A 25,721-nucleotide genomic window follows, 5' to 3' on the forward strand; every position below is an offset into this window, starting at 1 on the left:
TTTCTTTAGAGATCCTTTTTCTCTTTTCAGAGAATTGCTTTGAGTTGTTCAGCCATTTGCGCCTGTACTTCTTGTGCGGCGGTGCGGGCAGCTTCTGCAAACTTCTCTGTTTTATCTACGTAGATGATACCACGTGAGGAATTAACAATGATTCCGCATGTACTGTTCATTCCGTATTTACAAACTTCTTCGAGCGAGCCGCCTTGTGCTCCTACACCTGGTACGAGAAGGAAATGGTTCGGAACAATTTTACGAATATCTTCGAAAGCGCGTCCTTGAGTGGCACCTACCACATACATCATGCGGTCGTCACTAGCCCATTCTTGTGATTTACGTAATACTTTCTCGAACAGACGTTCGCCGTTTACATCTTCTGTTAGTTGGAAGTCATGCGAACCTTTGTTGGAAGTCAATGCCAACAGGATCACCCATTTACCTTCATAGGTAAGGAACGGAGTAACACTGTCTTCGCCCATATAAGGAGCTACCGTTACAGAGTCGATATTAAGCTCTTCAAAGAAGGTGCGGGCGTACATTGCAGAAGTATTTCCGATGTCACCACGCTTTGCGTCAGCGATAATGAATTGATCCGGATAGTTATCTTTGATGTATTTTACTGTCTTTTCAAATGCGATCCATCCTTTTACGCCCATGCTTTCATAGAAAGCCAGATTGGGTTTATAGGCGATGCACAAATCTGCTGTCGCGTCGATGATGGCTTTGTTGAATGCAAAGATCGGATCTTCTTCTTTCAACAGATGCTCCGGGATTTTCTTGATGTCAGTATCAAGTCCTACACAGAGGAATGATTTTTTGCGCTTTATGTTTTCAAATAATTGTTGCTTATCCATCTTGTTATTTACTATTATACAATTTACTATTGACTATTTCTAAGAAATCATTCTCAACGATCAACTCTTCATTTTTCTAAAGCTCGCTTTCTTTCAAGCGTTCCGCGTTTTCTGCTACGATCAGGTGGTCGATGCAGTCTTGAATATCCCCGTCCATGAATGCAGCAAGATTATAAATCGTGTAATTGATGCGATGGTCGGTGATTCGTCCCTGCGGATAGTTGTAGGTGCGGATTTTAGCAGAACGGTCTCCGGTCGATACCATTGTTTTACGTTTGGAGGCAATGTCATCGATGTATTTCTGATGTTCCTTGTCATAGATAAACGTACGGAGACGGGCCAAAGCACGTTCCTTATTTTTCGGTTGGTCACGTGTTTCGGTACATTCAATGAGTATTTCTTCGGCAATACCTGTATTCGGGTTCTTCCAGATATAACGCAGACGTACTCCGGATTCTACCTTATTTACATTCTGTCCACCGGCACCACCACTTCGGAAAGTATCCCATTTGATTTCTCCTTCGTTGATGACTACATCGAATTCTTCAGCTTCGGGAAGTACCGCCACTGATGCGGCAGAAGTATGAACACGTCCTTGTGTTTCGGTAGCAGGAACACGCTGTACGCGGTGTACTCCCGATTCATATTTTAAGATTCCGTATACATTATCGCCCGTGACGCTACAAACAACTTCTTTGAATCCTCCTGCTGTCCCTTCGTTTGCATTGGAGACTTCCATCTTCCAACCTTTGGTTTCACAGAATTTGGCATACATACGAAAGAGGTCACCGGCAAAGATAGCTGCTTCATCACCTCCTGCACCACCACGGATTTCAAGAATTGCGTTCTTGCTGTCTTGCGGATCGGCAGGGACAAGCATCAGTTTGATTTCTTCTTCCAATACCGGAAGGCGCTCTTGACTATTGTCCATTTCTTCTTTTGCCATCTCGCGCATTTCGGTGTCCGATTCATTAGCAAGGATATTTTTAGCTTCTTCAATATTACCCAGTAATTGGATATATTCTTTCCTTGCTTTCATCAAGTCGTCTAATTCCTTATATTCTTTAGTCAACTTGACGTAACGTTTCTGATCGGCAATCACTGCCGGGTCTGTGATAAGGGTAGATATTTCTTCAAAACGGGCTACGAGTCCGTCTAATTTTTCTAATATGGTACTGTTATCTGCCATTCTTTAGTATCTAAATTCTCCGAATTCGCTCTTAATGATTAATTCTGTTTGCTCACATGCTTCAACACGTCCTACAATCTGTGCCGGAATACCGAATGACTCGGAAATAGCAATTACTTCTTCTGCATGTTCCGGTGACAAGTAGACTTCGAGGCGATGTCCCATATTGAATACCTTGTACATTTCTGCCCAGTCCGTACCGCTTTGTTCTTGAATAGTTTTGAATAAAGGAGGAACGGGGAAAAGATTATCTTTTACTACACGAACATTTTCAACAAAGTGTAAAACTTTGGTTTGTGCACCACCGGAACAGTGTACCATTCCATGGATTTCCGGGCGCAGTGCATCGAGTAATTTCTTCACTACCGGTGCGTATGTACGAGTAGGGGAGAGCACCAACTTACCTGCATCAATCGGAGAATCTTCTACACTGTCTGTCAGTTTTAACTTGCCGGAGTAAACTAATTCTTCGGGAACGGCAGCATCGTAGCTTTCCGGATATTTTTCAGCAAGATATTTTCCGAATACATCGTGACGGGCACTTGTCAAACCATTGCTGCCCATACCGCCATTGTATTCTTTTTCGTAAGTAGCTTGTCCGTAAGAAGCCAGACCGACGATCACGTCACCCGGACGAATATTGGCATTGTCGATAACGTCTGAACGTTTCATGCGACAAGTTACGGTAGAGTCAACGATGATTGTACGAACCAAGTCGCCGACATCAGCTGTTTCACCACCGGTTGCGTATACACCTACCCCCATTTCACGGAGTTCGGCCAGCAATTCATCTGTTCCATTGATGATGGCGGAAATTACTTCTCCGGGAATCAACAGTTTATTACGTCCAATGGTAGAAGAGACAAGAATATTGTCTACGGCACCTACACAAAGCAGGTCGTCGATATTCATAATCAATGCATCCTGTGCGATACCTTTCCAAACGGACAAATCACCCGTTTCTTTCCAGTACATATAAGCAAGAGATGATTTGGTTCCGGCACCATCGGCGTGCATAATGTTGCAATATTCCGGGTCACCTCCCAATATATCGGGAATAATTTTACAGAATGCTTTCGGAAAGATTCCTTTGTCGATGTTCTTGATGGCGTTGTGCACATCTTCTTTTGATGCGCTTACTCCACGCATCATGTATCGTTGATTACTCATGAGTTATAGAATTATATTGTATACGGCTGCAAAAGTACTGCTTTTTTTTGGTACAGCCAACTAGGTACTGGCAAATGTTAATCATTAACTATTTTACTTTAGAATATTCTCTTGAAAAGGAGAATAATAATAGAAAATTAAGAGTTAAAATCATAGTAATGAGAACTGTGATTTTAACTCTTAATATGTAAGGGCTTTATCTGATCTTTTTTAGAATTCTACTTTCGGAGCCTTCTCGCTTCCTTCTTCTGCTTCAAAATATGCTTTCTTATCAAAGCCGAACATTCCTGCAAAGATATTCTTAGGGAAACGGCGGATATTGGTGTTATAAGCCTGTGCAGCATCATTGAAATTTTTGCGTGCTACATTGATACGGTTTTCAGTTCCTTCCAGTTGAGCCTGTAATTCCAGGAAGTTTTGATTAGCTTTTAAGTCGGGATAATTCTCGGTAATAGCTAATAACTTGCCCAGTGCTGATGTTACAGCACCTTGCGCCTTTTGATATTGCGCCAGCTTTTCCGGTGTCAGATCGGCGGCGTCCACTTTAATTTGAGTTGCCTGGCTACGTGCGGCAACAACTCCCTCTAATGTTTCCTTTTCATGTGTTGCATATCCTTTCACGGTATTTACCAAATTAGGAATCAAGTCGGCACGGCGTTGGTATTGAGTTTCTACATTTGCCCATTGACCACTTACATTCTCGTCCATAGTTACCAGACCGTTATATACACTTACTGCCCATATGACAAGGATAGCCACAACGGCTAAGATGATAATAATTGACTTCTTCATGTTTCTTGTTTTTATTGAATTTGATAATCTGTTTTTTCTTATTTTCTTTAGAAACGTGAGCCGGCACCACCACCGCCTCCCATTCCTCCGCCGAAGCTGCCTCCACCGAAACCGCCTCCGCCTCCTAAACTACCTCCGCCAAAGCCGCCGATAAATGGACCGCCTCCGCCACCTCCCCGGTGATGGTAGTCGCTATCATAACTTTGTTGACGACGTATGATGGTATGTCCGCAGTTTCTACATGTATAGGTGACATCTTCAGTTTTCACTCCGTTAATCCGGGATACGATTGCGCTTCCTGTTCTCTGCAATTGGTGTTTACCGCATTTCGGGCAACGGCTTTGCCTGTGTGCAGAAAAGAAAGCAAGACCTCCACCGATGACAATAAAGCAAAGGATGGCAAGAACAAAATCAAAGGAGCCACCGTCGTTCGAATCGGAGAGGGCATCGTTTTCCATGGAACCGTCAAGACGCTGGCAAGTTGCTTTAAGACCAGCCACCATTCCTGCATTCCAATTTCCGTCTTTCAGGTAAGGAATCATATATTTGGTTTGAATCCTTTTGCAGATCGCATCGGGGAGCACTCCTTCCAGTCCATAACCGGTATAAAACTGGATACAACGTTGATCTGTAACCAACAAAATGACCAATCCATTATTTTTGCCTTTCTTCCCAACACCCCATTGGTTGAGTAGCTGGTGGCAGAAGTTGAAACAATCTTCTTCTCCGATTGAAGGAACTACGGCAACTACCGTTTCAATTCCTGTTTGTTGTTCCAAGGCATAAAGCATGGAGTCTATACTGTCACAAGCAGCCTGTGAAAGTATGCCGGCCGGGTTGCAAACATATTGCATTTTGTTTTGCAGGTGAACTTTCGGGAGGTTGTCCACCGTGTATACTTTCTCTTGAGCTTGTAGTGGGAACAGAAGAATAGTTGCTAGTATAAAAGTCAATATTGATTTCATAACGAATATTTTATGTATGCAAATATAGAAACTTTTTCTGTTATGAATCTACAACTCGTTGTTATAATAGGTTTAATGAATGTATCGCCCGACGAATGCACGGACTCGGTCGGTGTACTCCTGTTTATTCTCTTTGTATGAAACAGCATGAGCCGCTCCCGGCACAATCCATAGTTCTTTGGGTTCCGGTTTGGCTTCGTAGAGCGAATATACCATCCAGGTCGGTACATACGTATCTTTATCCCCGTGAATAAACAGCATCGGAAGTTGTGACTTAGCTACTTGTTTCAGTGAGGATGCCTCTTTGAAATTCCATCCATATTTCTTTTCGCAGAGCCAGCTTGTGGTATACATTAGTGGAAAAGGAGGAAGGTGGAAACTGGCTTTAAGTTCATGTGAGAATTCGTCCCATACGCTGGTGTAGCCGCAATCCTCAACAAAGCATTTAACAAATGGCTTCTGTTTCTCACCGGACACCATCATGGTTGTCGCACCTCCCATTGAAATGCCGTGTACAACCATTTGCGTACTGTCTCCGAAAATTTCATTGGCAATGTTCATCCATTGCAATACGTCCCAACGGTCTTTCCATCCCATCTGGATGGCCGGACCTTCACTTTCTCCCTGATGTTGCAGGTCGGGAAGTAATATGTTATATCCTAAATCTCGATTATATAGATAACCAATCATAAACATACGGATAGCATTATCTGTATATCCATGTACAATGACTGCTGTCTTACTGGTGGGCTGGGGAGCAGCAACATAATACGCATGAAGTTGTATTCCATGCGGATTGATGATGAAAGTGTCTTTCAGTGCGTCCACTTGTTTCAGGCTGTCCACCCATGGACGTAGGAAAGGGTAGTCTCTATACATGAAGGGATAAGAGTCGGCATCTTTAGACAAAATCTTGGCATTCGGAGTCAATGAAAAGTTTAACATATAAAAACTTCCTCCGATGGTGCAGCCGGTCAATGCCAGCATGATAATAATGATGCTATATACAACTTTTCTCCTCATAAAAATTCTTTCTAATCCTTATTTATGCCATATCTCCCATGCGGCAAATGCCTGGAGCAGCAACATTTCCAGACCGTTTTTAACGACAGCCCCTTGTGCTTCTCCTTTTTTCATGAACAGCGTAACATTAGGATTATATAACAAATCGTAGAGCAAATGGTTTGGAGTCAGTAGCTCATAAGGAATATTAGGACAGAAATCTACCTTGGGAAACATTCCTACGGGAGTACAGTTGACGATGATTGTGTATTCTGCCATGATTTCGGGAGTCAGTTCCTCATAAGTCAGCATATCATCGGCTTTGTGGGTTCGTGATACGAATATACTTTCAATACCCAAGTTTTTCAGCCCATGGTAGACGGCTTTGGAAGCTCCGCCGGTACCCAGAATCAAAGCTTTTTGGTGGTGAGGCTGCAATAAAGGCTGAATGGATTGAGTGAATCCGATAATGTCGGAGTTGTAGCCAACCAGTTTGACTTTTCCTTTCTGCTGGCGGATGATTTTAATGACATTCACTGCACCTATCTTTGCGGTATCACGGTCGAGTTCATCCAAAAAAGGAATCACTTGTTCTTTGTAGGGGATAGTCACATTAAGCCCGCATAAATTGGGATTCTCTTCGATAACTTCCATGAAGTTATTAATGCTGGGAATTTCGAAATTCACATACTCTGCATTGATACCTTCGGATTTGAATTTCTCATTAAAGTATCCGATAGAAAATGAATGTCGCAGAGGGTAGCCGATTAAACCATATTTTTCCATAATGCAATCAGGATTAAATTAATCATTCATAATGATTTGGTACTATTTTGTCGCGGTATAAAGAGTGCAAATGCCAAAAGTCAGCCGTTTGAAGTTGACTTCGCTAAATCCGGCTCGTGCGATGACTCCTTTCATAACTTCCCCTTGAGGAAATACTTTGATCGTGTCCGGCAGATAGTGGTAGGCACTGTTGTCTTTGGAGAGAAGCTTGCCCAATAATGGAATGACGACTTTAGAGTAGATGGAAAACAGTTGTTTCATCGGGAAACGGTCCGGAGTGGTAAGTTCCAGAATTACAAGATGGCCGCCCGGTTTCAGTACGCGGCACATTTCGGAGAGCCCTTTGTCGAGATCTTCGAAGTTGCGGATACCGAAAGCTACAGTGATAGCGTCAAAATTATTGTCGGCAAAAGAGAGTGAAGTACAGTCCTCTCGGGCAAAAGATATTTTATCCGACAGTCCTTCCTTTTTTACTTTTTCACGTCCCACATTCATCATACCTTCCGAGATGTCCGTGCCGATCAGTTCGGCAGGTTGCAGTTTGCGGCAGGCGAGGATAGCAAAATCCCCTGTGCCGGTCGCTACATCCATCATGCGCTGCGGTTGGAAAGGGCGTAACCAGGCAATAGCTTTTCTGCGCCAGCTGCGGTCGATACCTAAAGATAAGGTATGGTTCAACTTGTCGTAGGCATGTGCGATATTGTCGAACATACGTTCCACTTGCTCGGTCTTTTTCCCTTCTTCGTCGTAAGGCTTGATATGTTGTTGCGGGTAATCCATTTTTTAGTTGATAGTTGATAAATGATAGTTGATAGTTGAAGAAGATAGTTGATAAATGATAGTTGTAAGATGACAGAGTCAATAGTTATATGCGATAAGCTGCATATTAACTATCATTTATCATCTATCAACTATCATTTATTATCTGTCATTTATCGCTTATCAGCTATTCAAAAAAGTTTCGACGTTTTTGAATATACGTTCAGCGATATTGCTAGTATCTTCTTTCACAAATTTCTCACCGGTGATGTTTTCGAACAATTCGATGTAACGGTCACTGATGCTTTGTACGATAGCCGGAGTCATTTCCGGTACTTTCTGACCGTCTTTGCCCTGAAAACCGTTTTCCATCAACCATTCACGAACGAATTCTTTAGAAAGTTGTTTCTGCGGTTCGCCTTTTTCGAAACGTTCCTGATAACTTTCAGAGTAGAAATAGCGGCTTGAATCCGGAGTGTGGATTTCGTCCATCAGGTAGATAGTACCGTTGTGTTTACCGAATTCGTATTTTGTATCTACGAGGATCAGTCCGCGCTCTGCTGCGATTTCAGTACCACGTTTGAAAAGGGCTAATGTATATTTTTCGAGAATTTCATACTCTTCCGGAGTAGCCAGTCCTTGTTTCAGGATTTCCTCCTTAGAGATGTCTTCGTCGTGCAATCCCATTTCAGCTTTCGTAGTCGGAGTAATGATGGGTTCCGGGAATTTCTGGTTTTCGCGCATTCCGTCCGGCAACTTCACGCCGCAAATTTCGCGTACACCGCTTTTGTAAGTACGCCATGCGCTTCCACACAGATAACCGCGTACAATCATTTCTACCGGAAAACCTTCACACAATACACCTACCGTTACCATTGGGTCCGGAGTAGCCATTTTCCAGTTCGGACAGATGTCAGTAGTGGCATCGAGGAATTTAGCTGCAATCTGGTTCAGCATTTGTCCTTTGTAAGGAATACCTTCAGGAAGTACTACGTCAAAGGCCGAAATACGGTCGGTTGCTACCATGACGAGTTTTTCGCCGTTGATGTTGTATACATCGCGCACTTTTCCGTGGTACACGCTTTTCTGTCCCGGAAAGTTGAAATCTGTTTTTGTTAATGCATTCATAATGATATATATTAAAATTATGCTTCTTTCTTTAATTTCACCACAGAGGACACGGAGTACACAGAGAGTTTATTGAAATATCAGGATTAAATCCTCTGTGTACTCTGTGGCCTCTGTGGTGAACCATTACGTTCGGCTTTCGCTTCTTTGTCGAATTTTTCGTAAGCATCCACGATACGTTCCACCAGTTTATGGCGTACGATATCCTTTTTATTCAGTTCAACAAAACTGATACCTTTCACTCCCTTCAAGATGCGGAGAGCTTGCACCAATCCTGACGTTTGTGAAGCGGGAAGGTCAATCTGTGTCATGTCTCCCGTCACAATCATCTTGGTGTTCATACCCATACGGGTGAGGAACATTTTGATTTGCTGTGCGGTAGTATTCTGCGCTTCGTCAAGAATCACGACTGCATCATTCAGCGTGCGTCCGCGCATAAAGGCTAACGGGGCAATCTGGATAATGTTCAATTCCATGTATTCCTTTAACTTGGCAGCAGGTATCATATCTTGCAGGGCATCGTATAAAGGTTGCAGGTATGGGTCGATCTTATCTTTCATGTCGCCGGGCAGGAAACCGAGCTTTTCTCCGGCTTCTACGGCGGGGCGGCTAAGGATGATTTTTTTGATTTCTTTATTCTTCAATGCACGTACGGCGAGAGCGATAGCGGTGTATGTCTTTCCCGAACCTGCCGGACCGATGGCGAATACCATATCATTCTTGGCGAATCCTTCTACCAGTTTCAACTGGTTTTCGCTTCGGGGGATGATAGGTTTTCCCGTGACGCTGAACACAATCACGTTTCCTGTCTGTTCCGTTTGCGGCGCATTTCCTTTTATAATGTCAATGATAACTTCTTCTTTCAGTGAATTATATTGGGCGCAGTACTTTTCAAGTTTGGTGATATTTTCTTCGAAGGCACACATTTCTTCCTCGTCGCCCAGCACTTTGATGACATTGCCTCGGGCAACTATGCGTAGCTTTGGATATAAAGCTTTAATTAACTGTATGTTGGCGTTGTTTACGCCGTAAAAAATAACCGGATCAATATCCTCAAGAACAATCAGTTTCTCTATCATTCAATCGTATTAAAGAAAAATTTCTGCAAATTTAATGAAACGTTTTGGATTCTCTGATTGTTTAGAGGTGAATTTTACTGCAATTTACATTCATCTTCCGTTCATCGGGCAGTAATATGGAAACAACCTTGCTTCAGTTCGTATTTGATATAGCATTTTTCAGCTTGTCGTAGATCTCTTAAAACTTCGGATAGAACAAGCTTCAGTGTGTCGGCACTCACGTCCTGCATAGGGCGACCGTCTTTATCTTCCACTTTCTTAAAACGTTTCCAACTAACATCAAAAGTAGCCCCGAAACAATGTGCCGAGTTGGCGGAGGCATTTCCATTGCGACGGCGGAGACGTTTCACATCGTTTTCAGTACGTAGTACGGAGGTGATGATTACCTGATTGGGATTCAGACCTTTGGCAGCCAATGAATCGAGAAAGTTGGAGCCGATTGTATCGAGCAATGCGCTGGCACGTGGAACGAGGTAGGGAATGGAATGTGTCAATGAATCCACTGCATAAAATTCATTGTCAGTGATATGAGTCAACTTTTCTTTCATTGCTTCCGCTTCTTCTCGGTCTGCCAGCGGGCTGATACCTATCTTTTTAGCGACTTCCAGATGTGCATCGTTCAAATCAGGGAAAGAACGTTTGTAACTGACAACGCCACGAATGTTGTGCGGCTTGTTCAATTTCAGTGACATGTCTTTCTTTTTGCAGCTTGAAGTAAGCGTTGTAAGCCCAATGACAAGTAAAAATAGCGGTAATATACGAAGCTTGTAAGTAGTCATTTTGTATTTTTTTGCCCGCAAATATACGCTATTTTTTCATACGTTCTATGCTTTGCATTATTTTCCGCCTCATATCTTTTATGGGTCACTCTAAAATATTTTCCGGTATTTCCGGACGGGTATCAAGAGTGCCTATAATGGTATAATCCGTGTTATCTATTGTTGTCTTCAGCGATGGTATGATCAAATAGTCACTTCTAGTAGGAGCATTGTTAATAAGTTGCTCCCAATCTACCTTTAAATATCTTTGTATAAGATTGACAACAGCATTTGCGTTTGTAACTCCATCAAATAGTTCAAATCTTAATTTGTGAAGGGTGGGAGGGATTGATGCATCTGTGAAATTTCCTTGTTCATCGGACGCATAATTTAATGTTAAATAAGGTATGGCATGTGTAGGTGATGAGTTACCGGAGCCATTTTCTAATTTGACTGAAAAATCGTATGTTCCTTTGGCTATCGGAGTAGGGGATAGTTCGTGTTGAGCGTAAATATAACGGAAGAAATAACAGTCTTTTGCTTCATTGTTGATCAGATAGATCGCAGTACCATTGGAAAGTGCCGGATGATTGCTTTCTTTTATTGAATACGCCAGATATACGTCTGTAATTTTAATTTTTAAATCGACAGTTTCGTTGGTGATGTTGTCTTTTACGCTTACTTTTGTTTCTCCTTTCTTTTTAGGATAGATTTTTAAACTCCCCATTCCTATTGAACTGGACAAATCTACATCTATACTTAAAATTTCAGTTTTTTCGACAGTTACAGTGTAGTCTCTGTTGCCGCCTCTAATCATAATATTGGCTGCTCCTAGCAAGGGTCGTTCATAATATTCTTTTTCGAAAGATAAAGGATATATTCTTTTTTCATCGTCATTGCCATAACTAAAAAGGAAAATGGTACAAAGAAATGACAGTAGCGCTCCAAGTAAATGTTTTGTCTTCATGATTATTCTGTTTTATAGTTTAGCAGGAGAGATATAGTTGTATAAGTTCCTGTGTTGATGTTGGAGACAAATATATGGATTTAATCAATATAATTAATTAAATGTTATATTTATTTCCTGCCATCAAGCAATTTTCATACATTTGTGACTGCTTATCAAAAGAATAGGTTGTTTTCCCACTAAACATAACACACATGAAAACAGATTTCGATTACAATTCTATGCCCGTCAGCTTCGCTCATTGCTTGAATGGACATTGTTTGCGTGCAGACAAATGTCTGCGTCGACAAGTAACTCTCCGAATGCCGAAAGAACGGGCTGCTGTAACGGTTATCAATCCCGAACATATCGCTTCCGATGGCGGAGACTGCACTTACTTTATTGATGAAAAACCTTTGCTTTTTGCACGGGGAATGAAACATATATTGGACCGTGTGCCGCTTGCTGATGCCAACATTATTAAACGACAGATGATTTCCTATTTCGGCAAGACTGTTTATTACCGTTGCTGCAACAAAGAGCGATTGATAAAGCCGAAGGAGCAGGAATATATACAAGGACTTTTCCGCAAGAGGGGCGTTGCCGGATCACCTCAATTTGACGAATACATAGAATACTATGATCTAGGTTAAGGATATCTATTAGTTCCGATAGTCCCATATATTGTGGGAAAGTATTCTCATAAAATGTGGGAATACTTTCCCACAAAATGGGGGAATCTTTTCCCTCCAGCTAGGGAATCTCTTCCCACAATATATGGGACAAAGGAAGTCTGTGATGAAAGTAAAAAGAAGGTATATACTTCCGTTTATTGAATATCAGTTTCGGTATGAGAAATGCATGATGATAAGTATGAGAAATACCGTTTATTTACGACTTTTCAGGCAAAATAATATGAGAAATACCTTATTGAAAAGTATTTCTCATATTATATATTGTTGATTAGTAGGTTATTAATCAAATATTATGAGAATATGAGAAATGAAATTGCCAAATCATTTCTAGTGTGGTTAGATCACTGTGTCTTTCAGCCATTTTCCGAAAAAACGGTCATAGACAATATAACCATCTGGTGTATTATATATCAGTTCTTTATTTAGTAAGGACTTCAGTGCCACGTTAACGCTGCTGGGCGTTTTTAGATGATGCCTTTTGATAAAGTCATTGGCATTTATACTTTTTATACAGCCTTCTGTGGCAATAGCTTTCAATAGATCCACTTGATTGTTGGTTAGTAGTGTCAGGTTACTTTGGTATATGGTTTCCTGTTCATCTAAAATGTCGTTTATACAGCTATCTACCAGTCGGTTATCAATAGGGTTGATTTTCTTCTCATACAATCGGTTGAGTATGCTTTGAATGTACCAGGTGTGTCCGTTTTCAAGTTGGTATAAGTAGGAGAATGTTTCTAACGGTAGCTCTCTTTTTTCTTTGGCAAAGAATGAGTGTGCGAATGAATAATAATTCTCCAATGGAATCTCCTTTAATACAATAATCTGGGTACTTTGATAAAAAGGTCGTTTTGCAGAACTGAACATTTCTTCCATTACATGTTTTTTACTTCCGGAAAAGATAAAGTGTACATTCGGCATGAATTGGATATGAGAACGGAGCAATGCTTCTACACCTTTTTCCGGATATTCTGTAATCTGTTGGAACTCATCAATGGCAAGGTAACAATGTTTTTTTGAAGCTGCCATATAGTCGAGCACTTCTTTTAGTGTCTGTTCGGCATGAGCAGGGGCAAAGTCCAGAGTTACGGTAGGCATACCGCTTCTTTCGTCAGTACTGATTATGGGGCGGCAAGATTTGAAGAAAGCGGTCATTTGCCTGAGTATATTTTGGGACAGGGTATCCAATTCTCCGAGAACATTTTGAGCAAGCAATTGTATGAATGCCTTTAAGTCGCGTGTGGGATAGATATCCATGTAGAAATAGGCGGTATTCGGATTCTTTTCCTGTTTCATCCGGTAGAATACATTTTTGATGAGTCCCGTCTTTCCCATACGCCGAGGAGATATTAATGTCAGATTCCGCCCGTTTTGTAACGCTGAAATCATTTTATCAGTTTCTTTTTCCCGGTCACAAAAGTATTCCGGACTGTTGTAACCGTACACAAGGAATGGATTATATGGTTTCATATCTTATTATATCTTTTATGTTACATATTTTATGTAATACAAAGAACGTAATAATTGGGGAATATTCAAAGACTTTTTTTGTTTATGTGTATATAAATAGTGCGCTGATGAAAGAACAATCATTTTCTTTCATCAGCGCACTATTATTTGTCGGAGCAGGATTATTTCTTATCCTTCTTCTCTTCAGCTTTCGTTGCAGGCTCTTCCTCCGTTTTACTGTCCGGATTGATAATGCCTTTCACTGTTTCACCGATAGGAAGCTTGTCCAATATACCAAGGCTCGGAGCTACTGTCTTTACTAATGTATTCAGGAAATTGCTTGTGCCACCGTTTCCTCCGTCGAATACCGTGATATTTCCTAAGTTCATGTGCTCGAATGCCTTTACCTGTTCGCCGGCGATTTCCTTCCATTGGTCTACCATCTTGTATTGGATAGCGATGGCCGGGTTCGATTCGGCTGCTCTTACCATTGCTTCGAAACCTTCCGCTTCAGCAAGTAATGAACGTTTCTTACCTTCCGCTTCTGCTTCCAGTTTCATCTGGATAGCTTTTGCTTCTGCTTCCGCTTGTGCCAAAGTAGCTTTTGCGCGTGCTTCTGCCTCACGAGTAATCTTTTCGGCAATGGCATTAGCTTGTAGAATAGCTTCCTGTCTGGCGATTTCCGCAGGAACGATCTTTTCAGCTTTCAATGAAGATTCCACTTTACGTGCTTTGGCTTCTTCTACCTCCTTCTGGGCAATTTCACGTGCAGTTTGTACGGCAGCTTCCGATCTGGCGGCAGCTTCACCGGCTTGCTTGTCGGCATTAGCTTGCGTCACGGCCAGTTCTGAATTTGACAGAGCCACCTCTTTCTGTGCGTCATTGCGTCCGATGGCAGCTTTCTTGGCAGCTTCCGCCTGCTTGATTTCCATATCCGAGTTAAGTTCGGCAACACGGCTTTCCTTTTCGGTATTCGCCTGTTCGATACGGATATTCTTTTCGGCTTCAGCTTTTGCTACTTGTGATTCTTTTTCCGCATTGGCGATGGCTACTTGAGAAATTCTGTCCTTATCTGCATTGGCAACCGAGATTTCCTGTTGTTTCTTCGTTTCTGCGATGGCGATATCTTGATCTTTACGCGTTTCTGCAACTTTGGTTTCGCGTTCCTTAATCTGATTGGCAATTTTGATAGCACCCAGCTTTTCCTGTTCTTCGATGTTAGCTTGTGCTTCGTTCAGAGCCTTACTTTCAGCTTCCTTACCTAAGTTGACAATGTAGTTGGCAGCATCGCGAATGTCACTGATATTGATGTTCATCAGGTACAAACCGAACTTGCGAAGTTCAGTATCGATGTTGTCTTTTACTTTAGCCAGAAACTTATCGCGGTCTGAATTTAATTCTTCGATAGTCATATCGGCGATCACCATACGCATCTGACCATATACGACATCGGTAATTAAATTCTGTTTGTCGTCCATCGTCAAACCCAGCATACGTTCAGCAGCATTTTGCATTACTTCGGGATCAGTGCTGATAGCTACAGTAATGGTAGTCGGCACATCCACACGGATATTCTGAGCAGACAGTGCACCCGTCAGTTTGCATTCAATCTGCATGGGTTTCATGGAAAGGAATTCATATCCCTGGATAATCGGCCATACGAAAGCTGCACCACCGTGATATAGCTTCGCTGACTTCTTATCTCCTCCTGTTTTACCATATACAACGAGGACTTCATCACTCTTACATTTGCGGTAACGAGAAAGGATACCAATAAAAGTGAGTAGGATGACTGCCACTAATATAGCAGCCATAATCAACATTTCTTGTGTCATAGAATTGTGTATTTGAATAGTTATTGAATGAATAGCGTTCCGTCTTTATAACGGGTGATGATTGTTCTGTCACCCGTCTGATATGCTTTTCCGGATTCGGAGATGACGTCTACTTCGCGCATTGCTCCGTCCCGGCTTGTCTGTACTGTATATTTGCTGTCACTTTGCTTGAAGTAGATGGTACATTCCCGTCCTACAAGTTGATCTGTCTGTTCAGAATGATTCACTTGTTGCAGTTGATAAGCTTTCTTATAGAGAAACCACACAGCCAGAACAAAGAAAAGACCCACCAGAATACCGATGACATAACTTTGAATTTCAGTGTTTCCCGCTAAATACATGTACCAACCGAATCCGATTCCAAAATGAGTTAGTCCTTTAAAAGAAACTACGCTGCTGATGTCAGCATCCACGTCTACATCGGCATCTATGTCTCCGAAAAAGATGGATAAAACGAATTGGATTACAAATATTCCTGTTGTCACAAGGGCAATAATAAGGAAAATGGTACTACTCATAATTGTGAGGTATTAGTGAATCATGATTATTTTGTTCTCCAAATATACAGGTTTATGCGAATTATACAAAGATAAATGAGATAAAATAACTACTTTTGCGCGCGAAAACCCTAAAAGAGAGGAATTAGCGTGCAAAGGTATTTTATTTATTTGGCTTATGACGGAACCAACTATCACGGTTGGCAGATTCAACCGAATGGGATTAGTGTGCAGGAATGTCTGATGAAAGCATTGGCTACCTTTCTGCGTCGCGAAATTGAAGTAATAGGAGCAGGCCGGACGGATGCGGGAGTGCATGCCTCTCTGATGGTTGCTCATTTTGATTCCGATGAACCGTTGGATACTACTTCTGTTACTGATAAATTAAATCGTCTGCTGCCTCCCGATATTTCCATTTATCGTGTTTGCCGGGTTCGGCCGGATGCCCATGCCCGCTTTGATGCGACTGCGCGAACTTATAAATATTATGTGACGACATCGAAATATCCTTTTAACAGGCAATATCGCTGGCGGCTTTATAACCAGTTGAATTATGAACGCATGAACGAAGCTGCACGTATCCTTTTCGAGTACAACGATTTTACGAGTTTCAGTAAACTTCATACGGATGTAAAGACCAATATTTGTCATATCACCCATGCCGAATGGACGCAAGAAGAAGATGCTACCTGGGTATTTACGATTCGTGCCGACCGTTTTCTGCGGAATATGGTGCGAGCCATCGTAGGCACACTCATTGAAGTGGGACGCGGGAAACTGACAGTTGAAGGTTTCCGGCGGATTATAGAACAGCAGGACCGTTGCAAAGCCGGGACATCTGCTCCGGGGCAAGCCCTGTTTCTGGTCAATGTGGAATATCCGGAAAATATATTTGAATCTACCTGACCAATAGCATCTTATCATTTAGGAAATTTCAATCGTAAATAGTAAATCGTCAAATCGTAAATCATCTTATGTGGTTATTATTAGCATTCCTATCGGCTACTTTGCTGGGCTTTTATGATGTATTCAAGAAGAAATCGTTGAAAGATAATGCAGTACTTCCTGTCTTGTTTCTAAATACATTTTTTTCCAGTCTCATCTTTCTACCGTTTATCCTGATATCCGTTTATCAACCGGATTTGTTGGGAGGAACGATATTCAATGTTCCCGTTGCTGGTTGGGAACAGCATAAATATATTATCATCAAGTCGTTCATCGTATTGTCTTCGTGGATATTCGGATATTTCGGAATGAAGCATTTACCCATAACCATTGTGGGACCTATCAATGCCACCCGTCCGGTGATGGTGCTCGTGGGAGCTATGCTGGTATTTGGTGAACGATTGAATCTCTATCAATGGATTGGCGTGATGCTGGCCATTGCCTCTTTCTTTATGTTGAGCCGTTCGGGAAAGAAAGAAGGAATTGATTTTAAGCATAACAAATGGATCTTTTTTATTGTACTGGCTGCCATTACAGGTGCTATCAGCGGTTTGTATGATAAATATCTGATGAAGTCTCTGAATCCGATGCTGGTGCAATCTTGGTATAATGTTTATCAGGTGTTTATCATGTGTCCTATCCTGCTGTTGCTTTGGTGGCCTAAAAGAAAGTCCACTACCCGTTCCGCTGGGATTGGACGATTATCCTGATTTCCATTTTCCTTTCTGCTGCCGATTTTGTTTACTTTTACGCATTAAGTTACGACGATTCGATGATTTCTATCGTTTCGATGGTGCGTCGGGGAAGTGTGGTTGTTTCTTTCACTTTCGGTGCGCTTTTCTTCCGTGAAAAGAATTTAAAAAGCAAAGCGATTGACCTTATACTGGTGTTAATCGGAATGATATTCTTATATTTGGGGTCTAAAAGTTAAAACAGTAACACAAGACTGTTTGTCATAGGTTAAATAAGACAGATATGAAAATAAATAAACTTGTTATCACTATATTCTTCTCTGCTGTCGGACTTTTTGTTTCGACTGCTCTTCAGGCGCAAGAAGCCAAAACTTTGTTTGTGAATATGCCGGATTCTTTAAGTCCCTTGCTTACAAAAGTGAATCGTGAAGATTGTATAGACTTTCTGGAAAGTAAGATGAAAGCGCAAGTGGAAAACCGTTTCGGCAAGAAGTCGGAGATGACTGATCTTGGTAAAGACTATATCCGTATGCAAATGTCAGCTCAATCTACCTGGCAGATGAAAGTGTTGGCACTAAATGATTCAACGAACGTAATCTGTACAGTCTCTACTGTTTGTGCTCCTGCTTGTGATAGCAGCATCCGTTTCTATACGGACGACTGGAAACCGCTTACTACATCTCTCTTTATTACCTTGCCCTTGATGGATGATTTTCTGAATGCTCCCGATTCAATAGGAGTTTATAAGTTTGATGAAGCACGTCGTTCTGCAGATATGCTATTGATGAAAGCCGATTTTAATAAAGAAAATACGGAACTGACACTTACGTTAACAACCCCCGACTATATGTCAAAAGAAACAGCAGAGAAACTGAAACCGTTTCTCCGCCGCCCTGTAGTCTACCATTGGAAAAATGGAGCATTTGTTAAATTGAGAATTGAGAATTAAAAATTGAGAAATAAGCTGCGCTGTGGCTATCTCTGGATATTCTCAAAATAAAAAATATAAGGCAACTAATTCTTTACGAGTTAGTTGCCTTTTTGATATTTTTAATCAGCGGGATTATTGAATAATCCCTATTTCTCAATTTTTAATTCTCAATTCTCAATTTAACAAGCATTCGTTGATGAACGCTGTCATTTCCGGTGTGTTTGCTTCCACACTTTGAAGTAATTTGAATTGTGCTTTGGTGCGAACGAGGTTGTGTTCCGGATATTTGATTTTATAATAAGTATCTCCGTTGATATAATCTGCCAGGAACCGTACGCACTGCATGTATGGGAATAAAGCAGCCGCATAAGGAAGATTTTCAATCTCGATCTGCGTCAGGAATGATTTAGCTCCTTTCAGATAACCCTTGGTAAATGCTTTGAATATTTCCATATTGAAGTTTACACGATCAAGGTCTTTGTCGTCTTCATCACCTGTGTTGGCACCTGTACGTAGGAAGTCACCATAATCGGAGAATATAAAGCTAGGCATTACCGTATCCAGGTCGATGACACAAAGCACTTTACCATCCTCGTCGAACATCATGTTATTCACTTTCGTATCGCAGTGGCAAACGCGTTTGGGAAGTTTTCCTTCACGATATAAACGTTCAGCTTTACACATTTCATCTGCGCGTTTCTCTATTTCATCCAAATAGTACTTCACTTCTGATACCCGTCCGGCAGCATCCTTTGCAACGGCTTCACGTAGTTGTTTGAGGCGGAACTCCATGTTGTGGAAATCGGGTATGGTTTCACCCAATGTTTCTGGAATATCGGCCAACATAGCCTGGAAGCTGCCGAAGGCTTCTCCTGCATAGTTGGAATATTCGGGATTCACCGTCTCATACGTTTTTGCACGTGGGATGAATACCATCACACGCCAATAGCTGTCACCGTCGAACCAGTATGTTTTACCTTCTTCTGTTTCGAGGAAACTCAACACCTTGCGGTCTATATCCGATTCTCCGGCTTCCGTCAGTTTCTTGCGAATGTGATTGGTAACAGCAGTAATATTGGATTGAAGCATTTCTACATTCTGGAAAATGGCATGATTGATGCGTTGCAAAACATAGTCGGGAGCATCTGCTTCTTTGGTATTTACTTTATAAGTGTCGTTGATAAGTCCTGCACCCAAAGGTTTGATTTCTTCTATCGTACCTTGGACTTTAAATTTAGCTACGATGCTAGATAAATCTTTCATGTTTTTTTTCTTTAAAAATTTATACAAAGGTTATCGATAATCATATTTAGCAGCTTCGTTGGCCTGGTTAGCCGAGCGAACGGGCACTAATGTGAAGCCCCACTGGTAATCACGGTTAGCCGGGATTTGGTGGAAAGGTTCCGGGCGAGCGCCCCAACTGTCATATCCGCCTACTCCTTGTTGCTTCATATCCACACAAACTTCAACGAAATCTCTGGGAGTGATGTCGTTGACATGATGCATTCTACGTAATACGTTGCGGGCAACGTTTTCATCGTGATTGGCAACCTCTTCCGGGCTGAAGTTATTCCATTGGTAAGGGTGGGGCAGAGCTTCTTCAGAGTCAAAGTCTTCGATAGAGTTGCGCAAGGCATTGAATCCGATAAGACTGTCCGCTACCAAAACCAGACCGTTTCCTTTATTAGGAGATAAGGCGATCCAACGGGTATCTGTGTGATGTCCGTTTTCCTGTGGACGCACATAGTTGAAGTACATTTGATCCGCTGTTGTCTTATATACGCCAACGAGCGTTCCGTGATTGCGGTCGATATAATTCTCTTCCGGGCCACGGCCAAAGTATTGTACATTATTCATCTGTGCCGGCAAGCGGAAACGCACCCCGATACGGGGGACTTCCAATTTGGAGGCAGCCTTGCGGGCAGCATCACTTCCGGGGGTAAATGTAGCCATGCGGGTAGCTTCGGAAACTTCTGTTTCTGTAGGCTGCATATCCGTTGATGTGAACTTGGCATTTACGTTGACTATTCCGTTCGGATAGATTTTGTAAGTGACGACATACAAGTTGCCGGCAGCCAATAAGTAGGTCACATTTAAAGAAACTGCTCTATCCTCTGTTGTCATGGTAGCATCCGTTATGCGGAAGTTTTTGCTTGATTGCTTCCATACCTGCAAGCGTTTAGGAGCGCTGTTACCATAATCATTATCATTAGGAGCACGCCAGAAGTTAGGCTGAATACCAAATCCGTCTTTGAAATATTCAGTACCGTCTACTTTATACGAGGTTACTAATCCGCTATTCTTGTTGAATACAAAGTTTACTTTGGAGGAAGAAACGATTAATTCATCTCCTTGGGTTGTTGTTTTCAATGCCGGACCGTTTGCTTTATAAATACTCTTCTCTGCTTGAATAGGAAGTTGGAACTGGTCGTATGCAATTTCATATCCGGTTGGAATCAGCGGTTCAGGTTCTGTGGTTGTTACACTGAAGTTGACAAAATATTCTGTTCCCGGTTGGGCTTTCAGACTATTTACCGGTACGGTGAACTCTTTAGAGGCTTGCGGAGCAATATCCAAAGATACTTTTCCACCTTTTATTGTCTTCCCGTTAGCGAGTATATGGTAGTGAATCTGATACTTTTTCAGGTTAGTGAAATAGAAACGGTTGGTGATTTTGAATATACCGGCTGCGGCATCTACTGCTTCAAAACCTACATTCTGATGTACATATTTCACTTCAGCCATTGCCGGATGCGGACCACGATCCGGATTGACAAGACCGTTGCAGAGGAAGTTACCATCGCTCGGTGCGTCTACCCCGAAGTCACCTCCGTAAGCCCAGTATTCTCTTCCATTTTTATCTTTTTGGAGAAGGCCCTGGTCTACCCAGTCCCAGATATATCCGCCTTGGAGATTCGGATATTTGTAAATTGCCTGCCATTGTCCCCACAGATTTCCGGTGGAGTTTCCCATGGCATGTGCGTACTCGGAAGGGGCTACAGGACGGTCACTACCATTCTTTCCGATATTTTCCAGCCAGTCGGCACCCGGATATTGCGGAACATACATATCGGAATTCCATTCCCATTGAGCACGTTCATAGTTGACCGGACGATTCATCAGGTCTTTGTCTGCCTCTTTCACCCACAGATAAGTCTGATAGAAATTATATCCGTTTCCGGCTTCCATTTCCCAGCGACCAGAATGTAACGCTCGGGTAGTTCTTATTACGTTCAAACATATTGATGGTGCGATCCATGTGTGGTTTCAGCCATTCGGGATTGTTTCCCAGTGAACCGCCTTTCCGGAGATCATAATACATTCCGTGGCTTTCCACATTGGCTTCATCATATACATAAAGTCCGTATTCATCACAAAGCTCATAGAAACGGCGGTCTTGCGGATAGTGGCAAAGGCGTACACTGTTTAAGTTATGCTGCTTCATAAGTTCGAAGTCACGGCGCATTAAATCCTCTGTTACATAATGACCTGTTGACGGATTATGTTCGTGGATATTTACCCCTTTCAGTTTCAGAGGCTGACCGTTGATGAATAAGCAGACATATGGTTTTCCGTTAGCAGCTTTCTGTTCGATAGGCTTGATCTCAATCCGGCGGAATCCTACATTGAAAGGAATGATTTCATTGACTTTGCCATCCTCTTTTACTGTCATCAACAGTTTGTATAGATTCGGATGTTCGGAAGTCCATGTGCTGACATCTGTCAGATTCTTATCGAAAGAAAGTGTACGCACTTCGTTCGATGGAATATAGGCTGTCTTCTCTTCAGTAGCTACAACTTTTCCTTGTGCATCTAATAGTTCATAAACTAATGTAAGATTAGTTGCAGCCTTTTCATGATTTCTCAAATCGACATTTAAACCGAAGATTCCATTTTTGTAACTGTCGTCCAGCGTAGACTTAATTCGGAAATCTTTGAGAGCGGCTTTAGGTTGTGAATACAGAAAAACATCGCGTTCAATACCACTCATACGCCAGAAGTCCTGACATTCAAGATATGAACCGGTGCTCCAACGGAAGATTTTAACTGTAAGTACGTTCTTTCCGGGCTTCACATAGTTGTTGATAAGAAATTCTGCCGGATTTTTGGAATCTTCACTATATCCTACTTCTTGTCCGTTGATATATACATATACGCCGGACTTAGCTCCTGCCAGATGCAAGTAGATATCCCGCCCGTCCCAGTCTGCCGGAATATCGATGTCCCGGCGATAAACTCCTACCGGATTGGCTTCGGGAAGAGTAGGAGGTTGCGGGTTCCGAGGTTTGAATTCATAACCATGATTGGTGTAGATGGCTATTCCGTGTCCTTGTACTTCCCAGTTTCCGGGCACCTGAATATCATCCCACGAATCTGTATTGGTGTTCGGATCGGTAATGTTGTCGGGAAGCTTTTTATAAGAGTCTACGAAGTAGAATTTCCAGGTTCCGTTCAACAAGCGGTAATACTTGCTTCGTTCGAACTTGCCACTCAAAGCATCAGCGCGATTGTTGTATGTCATAAAAGAAGTACGTGGATACTCTTTGTTGACTTCAACTACCTGCACGTCCTGCCAATAAGGTTTCACGGCTTTCTCAGCCATTGTACTAAGTGTTGTCAGGGAAAATATTCCCATGAAAATGCCTGTTAATAAATTGGGGGTTGGTCGAAATTTCATGTATCTCAATATTGGTTTTTCATTTCTTTTTTATTTTACTTTGATATGATCGAATCCTTCTCCATACACTCCGATGACAGCACTTTGCGATACAAATGCATTCGGGTCTATGTCTTTTATCAACCGGAAGATGATAGGCGATTCCCTTTTCTTGGCTAATACAAACATCATCTTTACTTCTCGTCCTGTATAAAAGCCGGTTGCATTGATAATCGTCACTCCCCGGTGTGGATATTCGTTAATATGCCGTCCTATTTCTTCATATTTGTTAGATATGATAAAGAACTGTACGGATTGGCGGGCGCTATTCACTACCTGGTCGAGAACGAAACTACAAATATAAAGAGTTACAAACCCATACACCACTTTTTCCCAGTCTTTTAAGACAAAATAACTGGAAGAAATGATAATCATATCGCAGATAAGCACGACTCTTCCTAATGTGATGTCCCGGTATTTGTTGATGATGGCTGCAATAATATCTGTACCTCCCGTACTTCCATTGGCCGAAAAGGCAACACCTATGCCGCCTCCACAGAAGGATGCTCCGATGACACATGCCATAAAAGGCTGGTCGTGGAGAAGACCGAAACCTGCCGTCAGTTTTTGAATGACGGACAGAAAGAAGGTAAGAGTAAATACACCGAAAATAGTTTTGATGCAAAACTTTAGTCCCAGCAACTTGAGTGCCAGTAACAGCAAGAAGAGGTTGATGCTGAAGTACGTATATTGTACCGGAAAACCTGTGGCCCAATATACGATAGAAGCAATACCCGGTACTCCCCCGGTGGTGATATCGTTAGGCAACAGAAAAACGGTCCAACCGATACCATACAAAATCATGCCGATGGCAATCATTACATAATCTCTGGCTTCACGGATAATGCTTTGCTTAGAAGGCTTTGGAATAGCTGTTTTCATAAACGTGATAATGATAATCTATAAAATGTTCAAACACGAACCCATGAATAATCCGGCTTTGGGGGAGAAGCCGGATTGGTTCATTATGCTCGTGCTAAAAGGAAATATTCTGTTTTATTTTGCAAAAGCGTGACGGTAGCCTTGTACTTTATTCCATCCACCACGAGTGAAGTCGGGTACTTCTACCGGAGCTGAATTGTTTTCGATAGAAAGTCTGGTAAGTTCAGCCATGCAACACCATTCTGCCAAGTCATAAACGTCCATATCCAATGGCAGTCCATTCTGCAAGCAATATGCCAGGCGGTAGTCCATGATAAAGTCCATACCACCGTGTCCACCTACTTTCTTGGCTGTTTCTTCCAGCTCTATATGAATAGGATCTTTATATTTATCCATCAAGGCTTTCTTTACGTTTTCAGGTACAGAACCATGTGCATTCAGATTCTCATGATTAGGCACATCTTTTGAATCAACTTGTGAAGGTCTCAGGCAATATTCTTCAATCGGATATTTGCTTGCATAACCATCGGCTCCCACTATTTGATACATACGGCTGTATGGGCGTGGAGTCATTACGTTGTGCTGAATCAACATTGTTTTTCCGTTCTCTGTGCGAATCAGGGTAGAAGTCTGGTCACCATTCTGGAAGTCGGTCACTTCTTCTCCTGTTTGTTTCTTAATATAAGCCGGTCCGTTGACAGCTTTCGTATCCATTGATACCAATGTTTTCATGCGGTCACCACGGTGGATATTAAGTACCTGACAAGCAGGACCCATGCCGTGGGTAGCATATACATCGCCACGGTGCAGATGATTATAATCCATTCGCCAGTTATTCCAGTATTCAGGCCAGAAATCTTCCAGATTGTGGATATATGAACCTTCTACATGAAGCACTTCTCCGAATACGCCTTGTTGTGCCATGTTTAAAGAGGTCAGTTCAAAGAAGTCATATACGCAGTTTTCGAGCTGCATACAATGTTTACGGGTCTTTTCAGAAGTATTGATTAGCTGCCAGATTTCATCCAGTGTCATGGCGGCAGGAACTTCGATGGCTACATGTTTGCCATGTTCCATGGCATAAACACCCATTGCTGCATGATGTTTCCAGTCGGTGGCTATGTATACCAGATCAATATCGTCTCGTTCACAAAGTTGCTTCCATGCCTCTTCCGAACCGCTGTAAGAAGCAGCTTCAGGAAGTCCGGCATTCTTCAATATTTCTTGTGATTTTTCAACACGTTCGGGAAGCAGGTCGCATAATGCTATAATCTTAGTTCCCGGGATATGGGTCCAGCGTGCCACGGCGCCGGGACCACGCATTCCTAATCCGATGAAACCGACACGAACGGTATCAATTTTAGGAGTAACGAGTTGGATTACATCTTCTTGTCCGGCAGGGCGGGCAGGAGTTTCTACTTTGATGGGAGTAAAGGCTTCCGGAGTCTTTGGTTGTTGAGTACAACTGGTGTGCCAAGTTAACAAAGCCAAGCCGATGGCAGTGACTGTAAGTAGTTTCTTCATCATATTTTAAAGTTTTTAATAGGGGTTATTCGCTGTTTTTCATTTACGTGTCAAAAATAGTAATTAATTAGCCAATTATTTGTATTTATAATCGATATTTTCATCAGATAAGTTTCTATTATGAGGTAAAAA

The 25,721-nt window shown here is 42.0% G+C and carries 21 protein-coding genes and 2 pseudogenes; 4 read left to right on the top strand and 19 right to left on the bottom strand.

The genetic code is table 11. The annotated features are described in order from the left end of the window. Positions 1–26 precede the first annotated feature (26 nt). The 12 genes from pyrF to NXX38_RS12650 form a co-directional block, all read right to left on the bottom strand. On the bottom strand, positions 27–851 hold the full coding sequence (pyrF, locus tag NXX38_RS12595) for an orotidine-5'-phosphate decarboxylase (RefSeq protein WP_074560076.1): 825 nt from the start codon (positions 849–851) through the stop codon (positions 27–29). A gap of 76 nt (positions 852–927) precedes the next feature. Beyond that, on the bottom strand, positions 928–2,040 hold the full coding sequence (gene prfA, locus NXX38_RS12600) for a peptide chain release factor 1 (protein ID WP_074560074.1): 1,113 nt from the start codon (positions 2,038–2,040) through the stop codon (positions 928–930). A 3-nt stretch (positions 2,041–2,043) separates the two neighbouring features. Beyond that, entirely contained in the window at positions 2,044–3,210 is a 1,167-nt protein-coding gene (locus tag NXX38_RS12605; protein ID WP_004320904.1) for an AIR synthase-related protein, read from the bottom strand. Between the two features lie 210 nt (positions 3,211–3,420). Then, a complete protein-coding gene (locus NXX38_RS12610; RefSeq protein WP_004304537.1) occupies positions 3,421–4,002 on the bottom strand; it encodes a LemA family protein in 582 nt (193 codons plus the stop codon). Between the two features lie 47 nt (positions 4,003–4,049). After that, positions 4,050–4,967, bottom strand: a complete 918-nt coding sequence (locus tag NXX38_RS12615; protein ID WP_258979623.1) for a YgcG family protein — start codon at positions 4,965–4,967, stop codon at positions 4,050–4,052. Positions 4,968–5,039: 72 nt separating this feature from the next. Next, positions 5,040–5,990 (bottom strand): alpha/beta hydrolase, encoded by a 951-nt coding sequence (locus NXX38_RS12620; RefSeq protein ID WP_074560070.1) that lies wholly within the window; start codon positions 5,988–5,990, stop codon positions 5,040–5,042. 18 nt (positions 5,991–6,008) lie between these two features. Continuing rightward, positions 6,009–6,755, bottom strand: a complete 747-nt coding sequence (locus NXX38_RS12625) for a shikimate dehydrogenase (protein ID WP_004304542.1) — start codon at positions 6,753–6,755, stop codon at positions 6,009–6,011. A 42-nt stretch (positions 6,756–6,797) separates the two neighbouring features. Next, positions 6,798–7,535 (bottom strand): bifunctional demethylmenaquinone methyltransferase/2-methoxy-6-polyprenyl-1,4-benzoquinol methylase UbiE, encoded by a 738-nt coding sequence (gene ubiE, locus NXX38_RS12630; protein WP_148364314.1) that lies wholly within the window; start codon positions 7,533–7,535, stop codon positions 6,798–6,800. A 162-nt stretch (positions 7,536–7,697) separates the two neighbouring features. Beyond that, positions 7,698–8,642: a phosphoribosylaminoimidazolesuccinocarboxamide synthase gene (locus NXX38_RS12635; protein ID WP_258979624.1), complete on the bottom strand. Its 945-nt coding sequence runs from the start codon at positions 8,640–8,642 to the stop codon at positions 7,698–7,700. A gap of 86 nt (positions 8,643–8,728) precedes the next feature. Then, on the bottom strand, positions 8,729–9,721 hold the full coding sequence (locus NXX38_RS12640; protein ID WP_258979625.1) for a PhoH family protein: 993 nt from the start codon (positions 9,719–9,721) through the stop codon (positions 8,729–8,731). 101 nt (positions 9,722–9,822) lie between these two features. Continuing rightward, a complete protein-coding gene (locus NXX38_RS12645; protein WP_004301742.1) occupies positions 9,823–10,500 on the bottom strand; it encodes a DUF5715 family protein in 678 nt (225 codons plus the stop codon). Between the two features lie 85 nt (positions 10,501–10,585). After that, positions 10,586–11,446, bottom strand: a complete 861-nt coding sequence (locus tag NXX38_RS12650) for a hypothetical protein (protein ID WP_258979626.1) — start codon at positions 11,444–11,446, stop codon at positions 10,586–10,588. A 194-nt stretch (positions 11,447–11,640) separates the two neighbouring features. On the opposite strand from NXX38_RS12650, the gene NXX38_RS12655 reads away from it, so the two are divergent. Continuing rightward, positions 11,641–12,078 carry a DUF6078 family protein gene (locus NXX38_RS12655; RefSeq protein ID WP_074560274.1) on the top strand — a complete coding sequence of 146 codons (438 nt, stop codon included), beginning with the start codon at positions 11,641–11,643 and terminating at the stop codon, positions 12,076–12,078. Between the two features lie 378 nt (positions 12,079–12,456). On the opposite strand, the gene NXX38_RS12660 is transcribed toward NXX38_RS12655, so the two are convergent. From NXX38_RS12660 to NXX38_RS12670, 3 genes are all read right to left on the bottom strand, one after another. Further along, positions 12,457–13,587, bottom strand: a complete 1,131-nt coding sequence (locus tag NXX38_RS12660) for an ATP-binding protein (protein ID WP_148364318.1) — start codon at positions 13,585–13,587, stop codon at positions 12,457–12,459. Positions 13,588–13,748: 161 nt separating this feature from the next. Next, complete coding sequence (locus NXX38_RS12665; RefSeq protein ID WP_148364319.1) at positions 13,749–15,401, bottom strand: flotillin family protein; 1,653 nt, start codon at positions 15,399–15,401, stop codon at positions 13,749–13,751. Positions 15,402–15,421: 20 nt separating this feature from the next. Beyond that, positions 15,422–15,919, bottom strand: coding sequence for a hypothetical protein (locus tag NXX38_RS12670; RefSeq protein WP_148364320.1), 498 nt, complete (start codon positions 15,917–15,919; stop codon positions 15,422–15,424). 129 nt (positions 15,920–16,048) lie between these two features. On the opposite strand from NXX38_RS12670, the gene truA reads away from it, so the two are divergent. The 3 genes and pseudogenes from truA (at position 16,049) to NXX38_RS12685 (ending at position 18,484) form a co-directional block, all read left to right on the top strand. Further along, the gene (gene truA, locus NXX38_RS12675) at positions 16,049–16,804 is read left to right on the top strand and encodes a tRNA pseudouridine(38-40) synthase TruA (protein WP_258979627.1); all 756 of its coding nucleotides are present in this window, start codon (positions 16,049–16,051) and stop codon (positions 16,802–16,804) included. A gap of 68 nt (positions 16,805–16,872) precedes the next feature. After that, positions 16,873–17,774, top strand: a pseudogene (locus NXX38_RS12680) (EamA family transporter). Positions 17,775–17,818: 44 nt separating this feature from the next. Further along, positions 17,819–18,484, top strand: coding sequence for a DUF3256 family protein (locus NXX38_RS12685; RefSeq protein WP_074560287.1), 666 nt, complete (start codon positions 17,819–17,821; stop codon positions 18,482–18,484). Between the two features lie 156 nt (positions 18,485–18,640). Here the strand turns inward: NXX38_RS12685 and NXX38_RS12690 are convergent, their stop codons facing one another. The 4 genes and pseudogenes from NXX38_RS12690 to NXX38_RS12705 all read right to left on the bottom strand — a co-directional run bounded on the left by NXX38_RS12690 (position 18,641) and on the right by NXX38_RS12705 (position 25,589). Next, the gene (locus NXX38_RS12690; RefSeq protein WP_074560289.1) at positions 18,641–19,729 is read right to left on the bottom strand and encodes a phosphotransferase enzyme family protein; all 1,089 of its coding nucleotides are present in this window, start codon (positions 19,727–19,729) and stop codon (positions 18,641–18,643) included. 30 nt (positions 19,730–19,759) lie between these two features. After that, positions 19,760–23,102: pseudogene (locus tag NXX38_RS12695) on the bottom strand (glycoside hydrolase family 2 TIM barrel-domain containing protein). A 72-nt stretch (positions 23,103–23,174) separates the two neighbouring features. Further along, positions 23,175–24,065, bottom strand: coding sequence for a YitT family protein (locus NXX38_RS12700; RefSeq protein WP_074560295.1), 891 nt, complete (start codon positions 24,063–24,065; stop codon positions 23,175–23,177). Between the two features lie 114 nt (positions 24,066–24,179). Further along, positions 24,180–25,589, bottom strand: coding sequence for a Gfo/Idh/MocA family protein (locus NXX38_RS12705; RefSeq protein ID WP_258981946.1), 1,410 nt, complete (start codon positions 25,587–25,589; stop codon positions 24,180–24,182). Positions 25,590–25,721: the final 132 nt, after the last annotated feature.

This window comes from Bacteroides sp. BFG-637, from assembly GCF_024793605.1.
In the GTDB taxonomy this organism is placed as follows: Bacteria; Bacteroidota; Bacteroidia; order Bacteroidales; family Bacteroidaceae; genus Bacteroides; species Bacteroides vicugnae.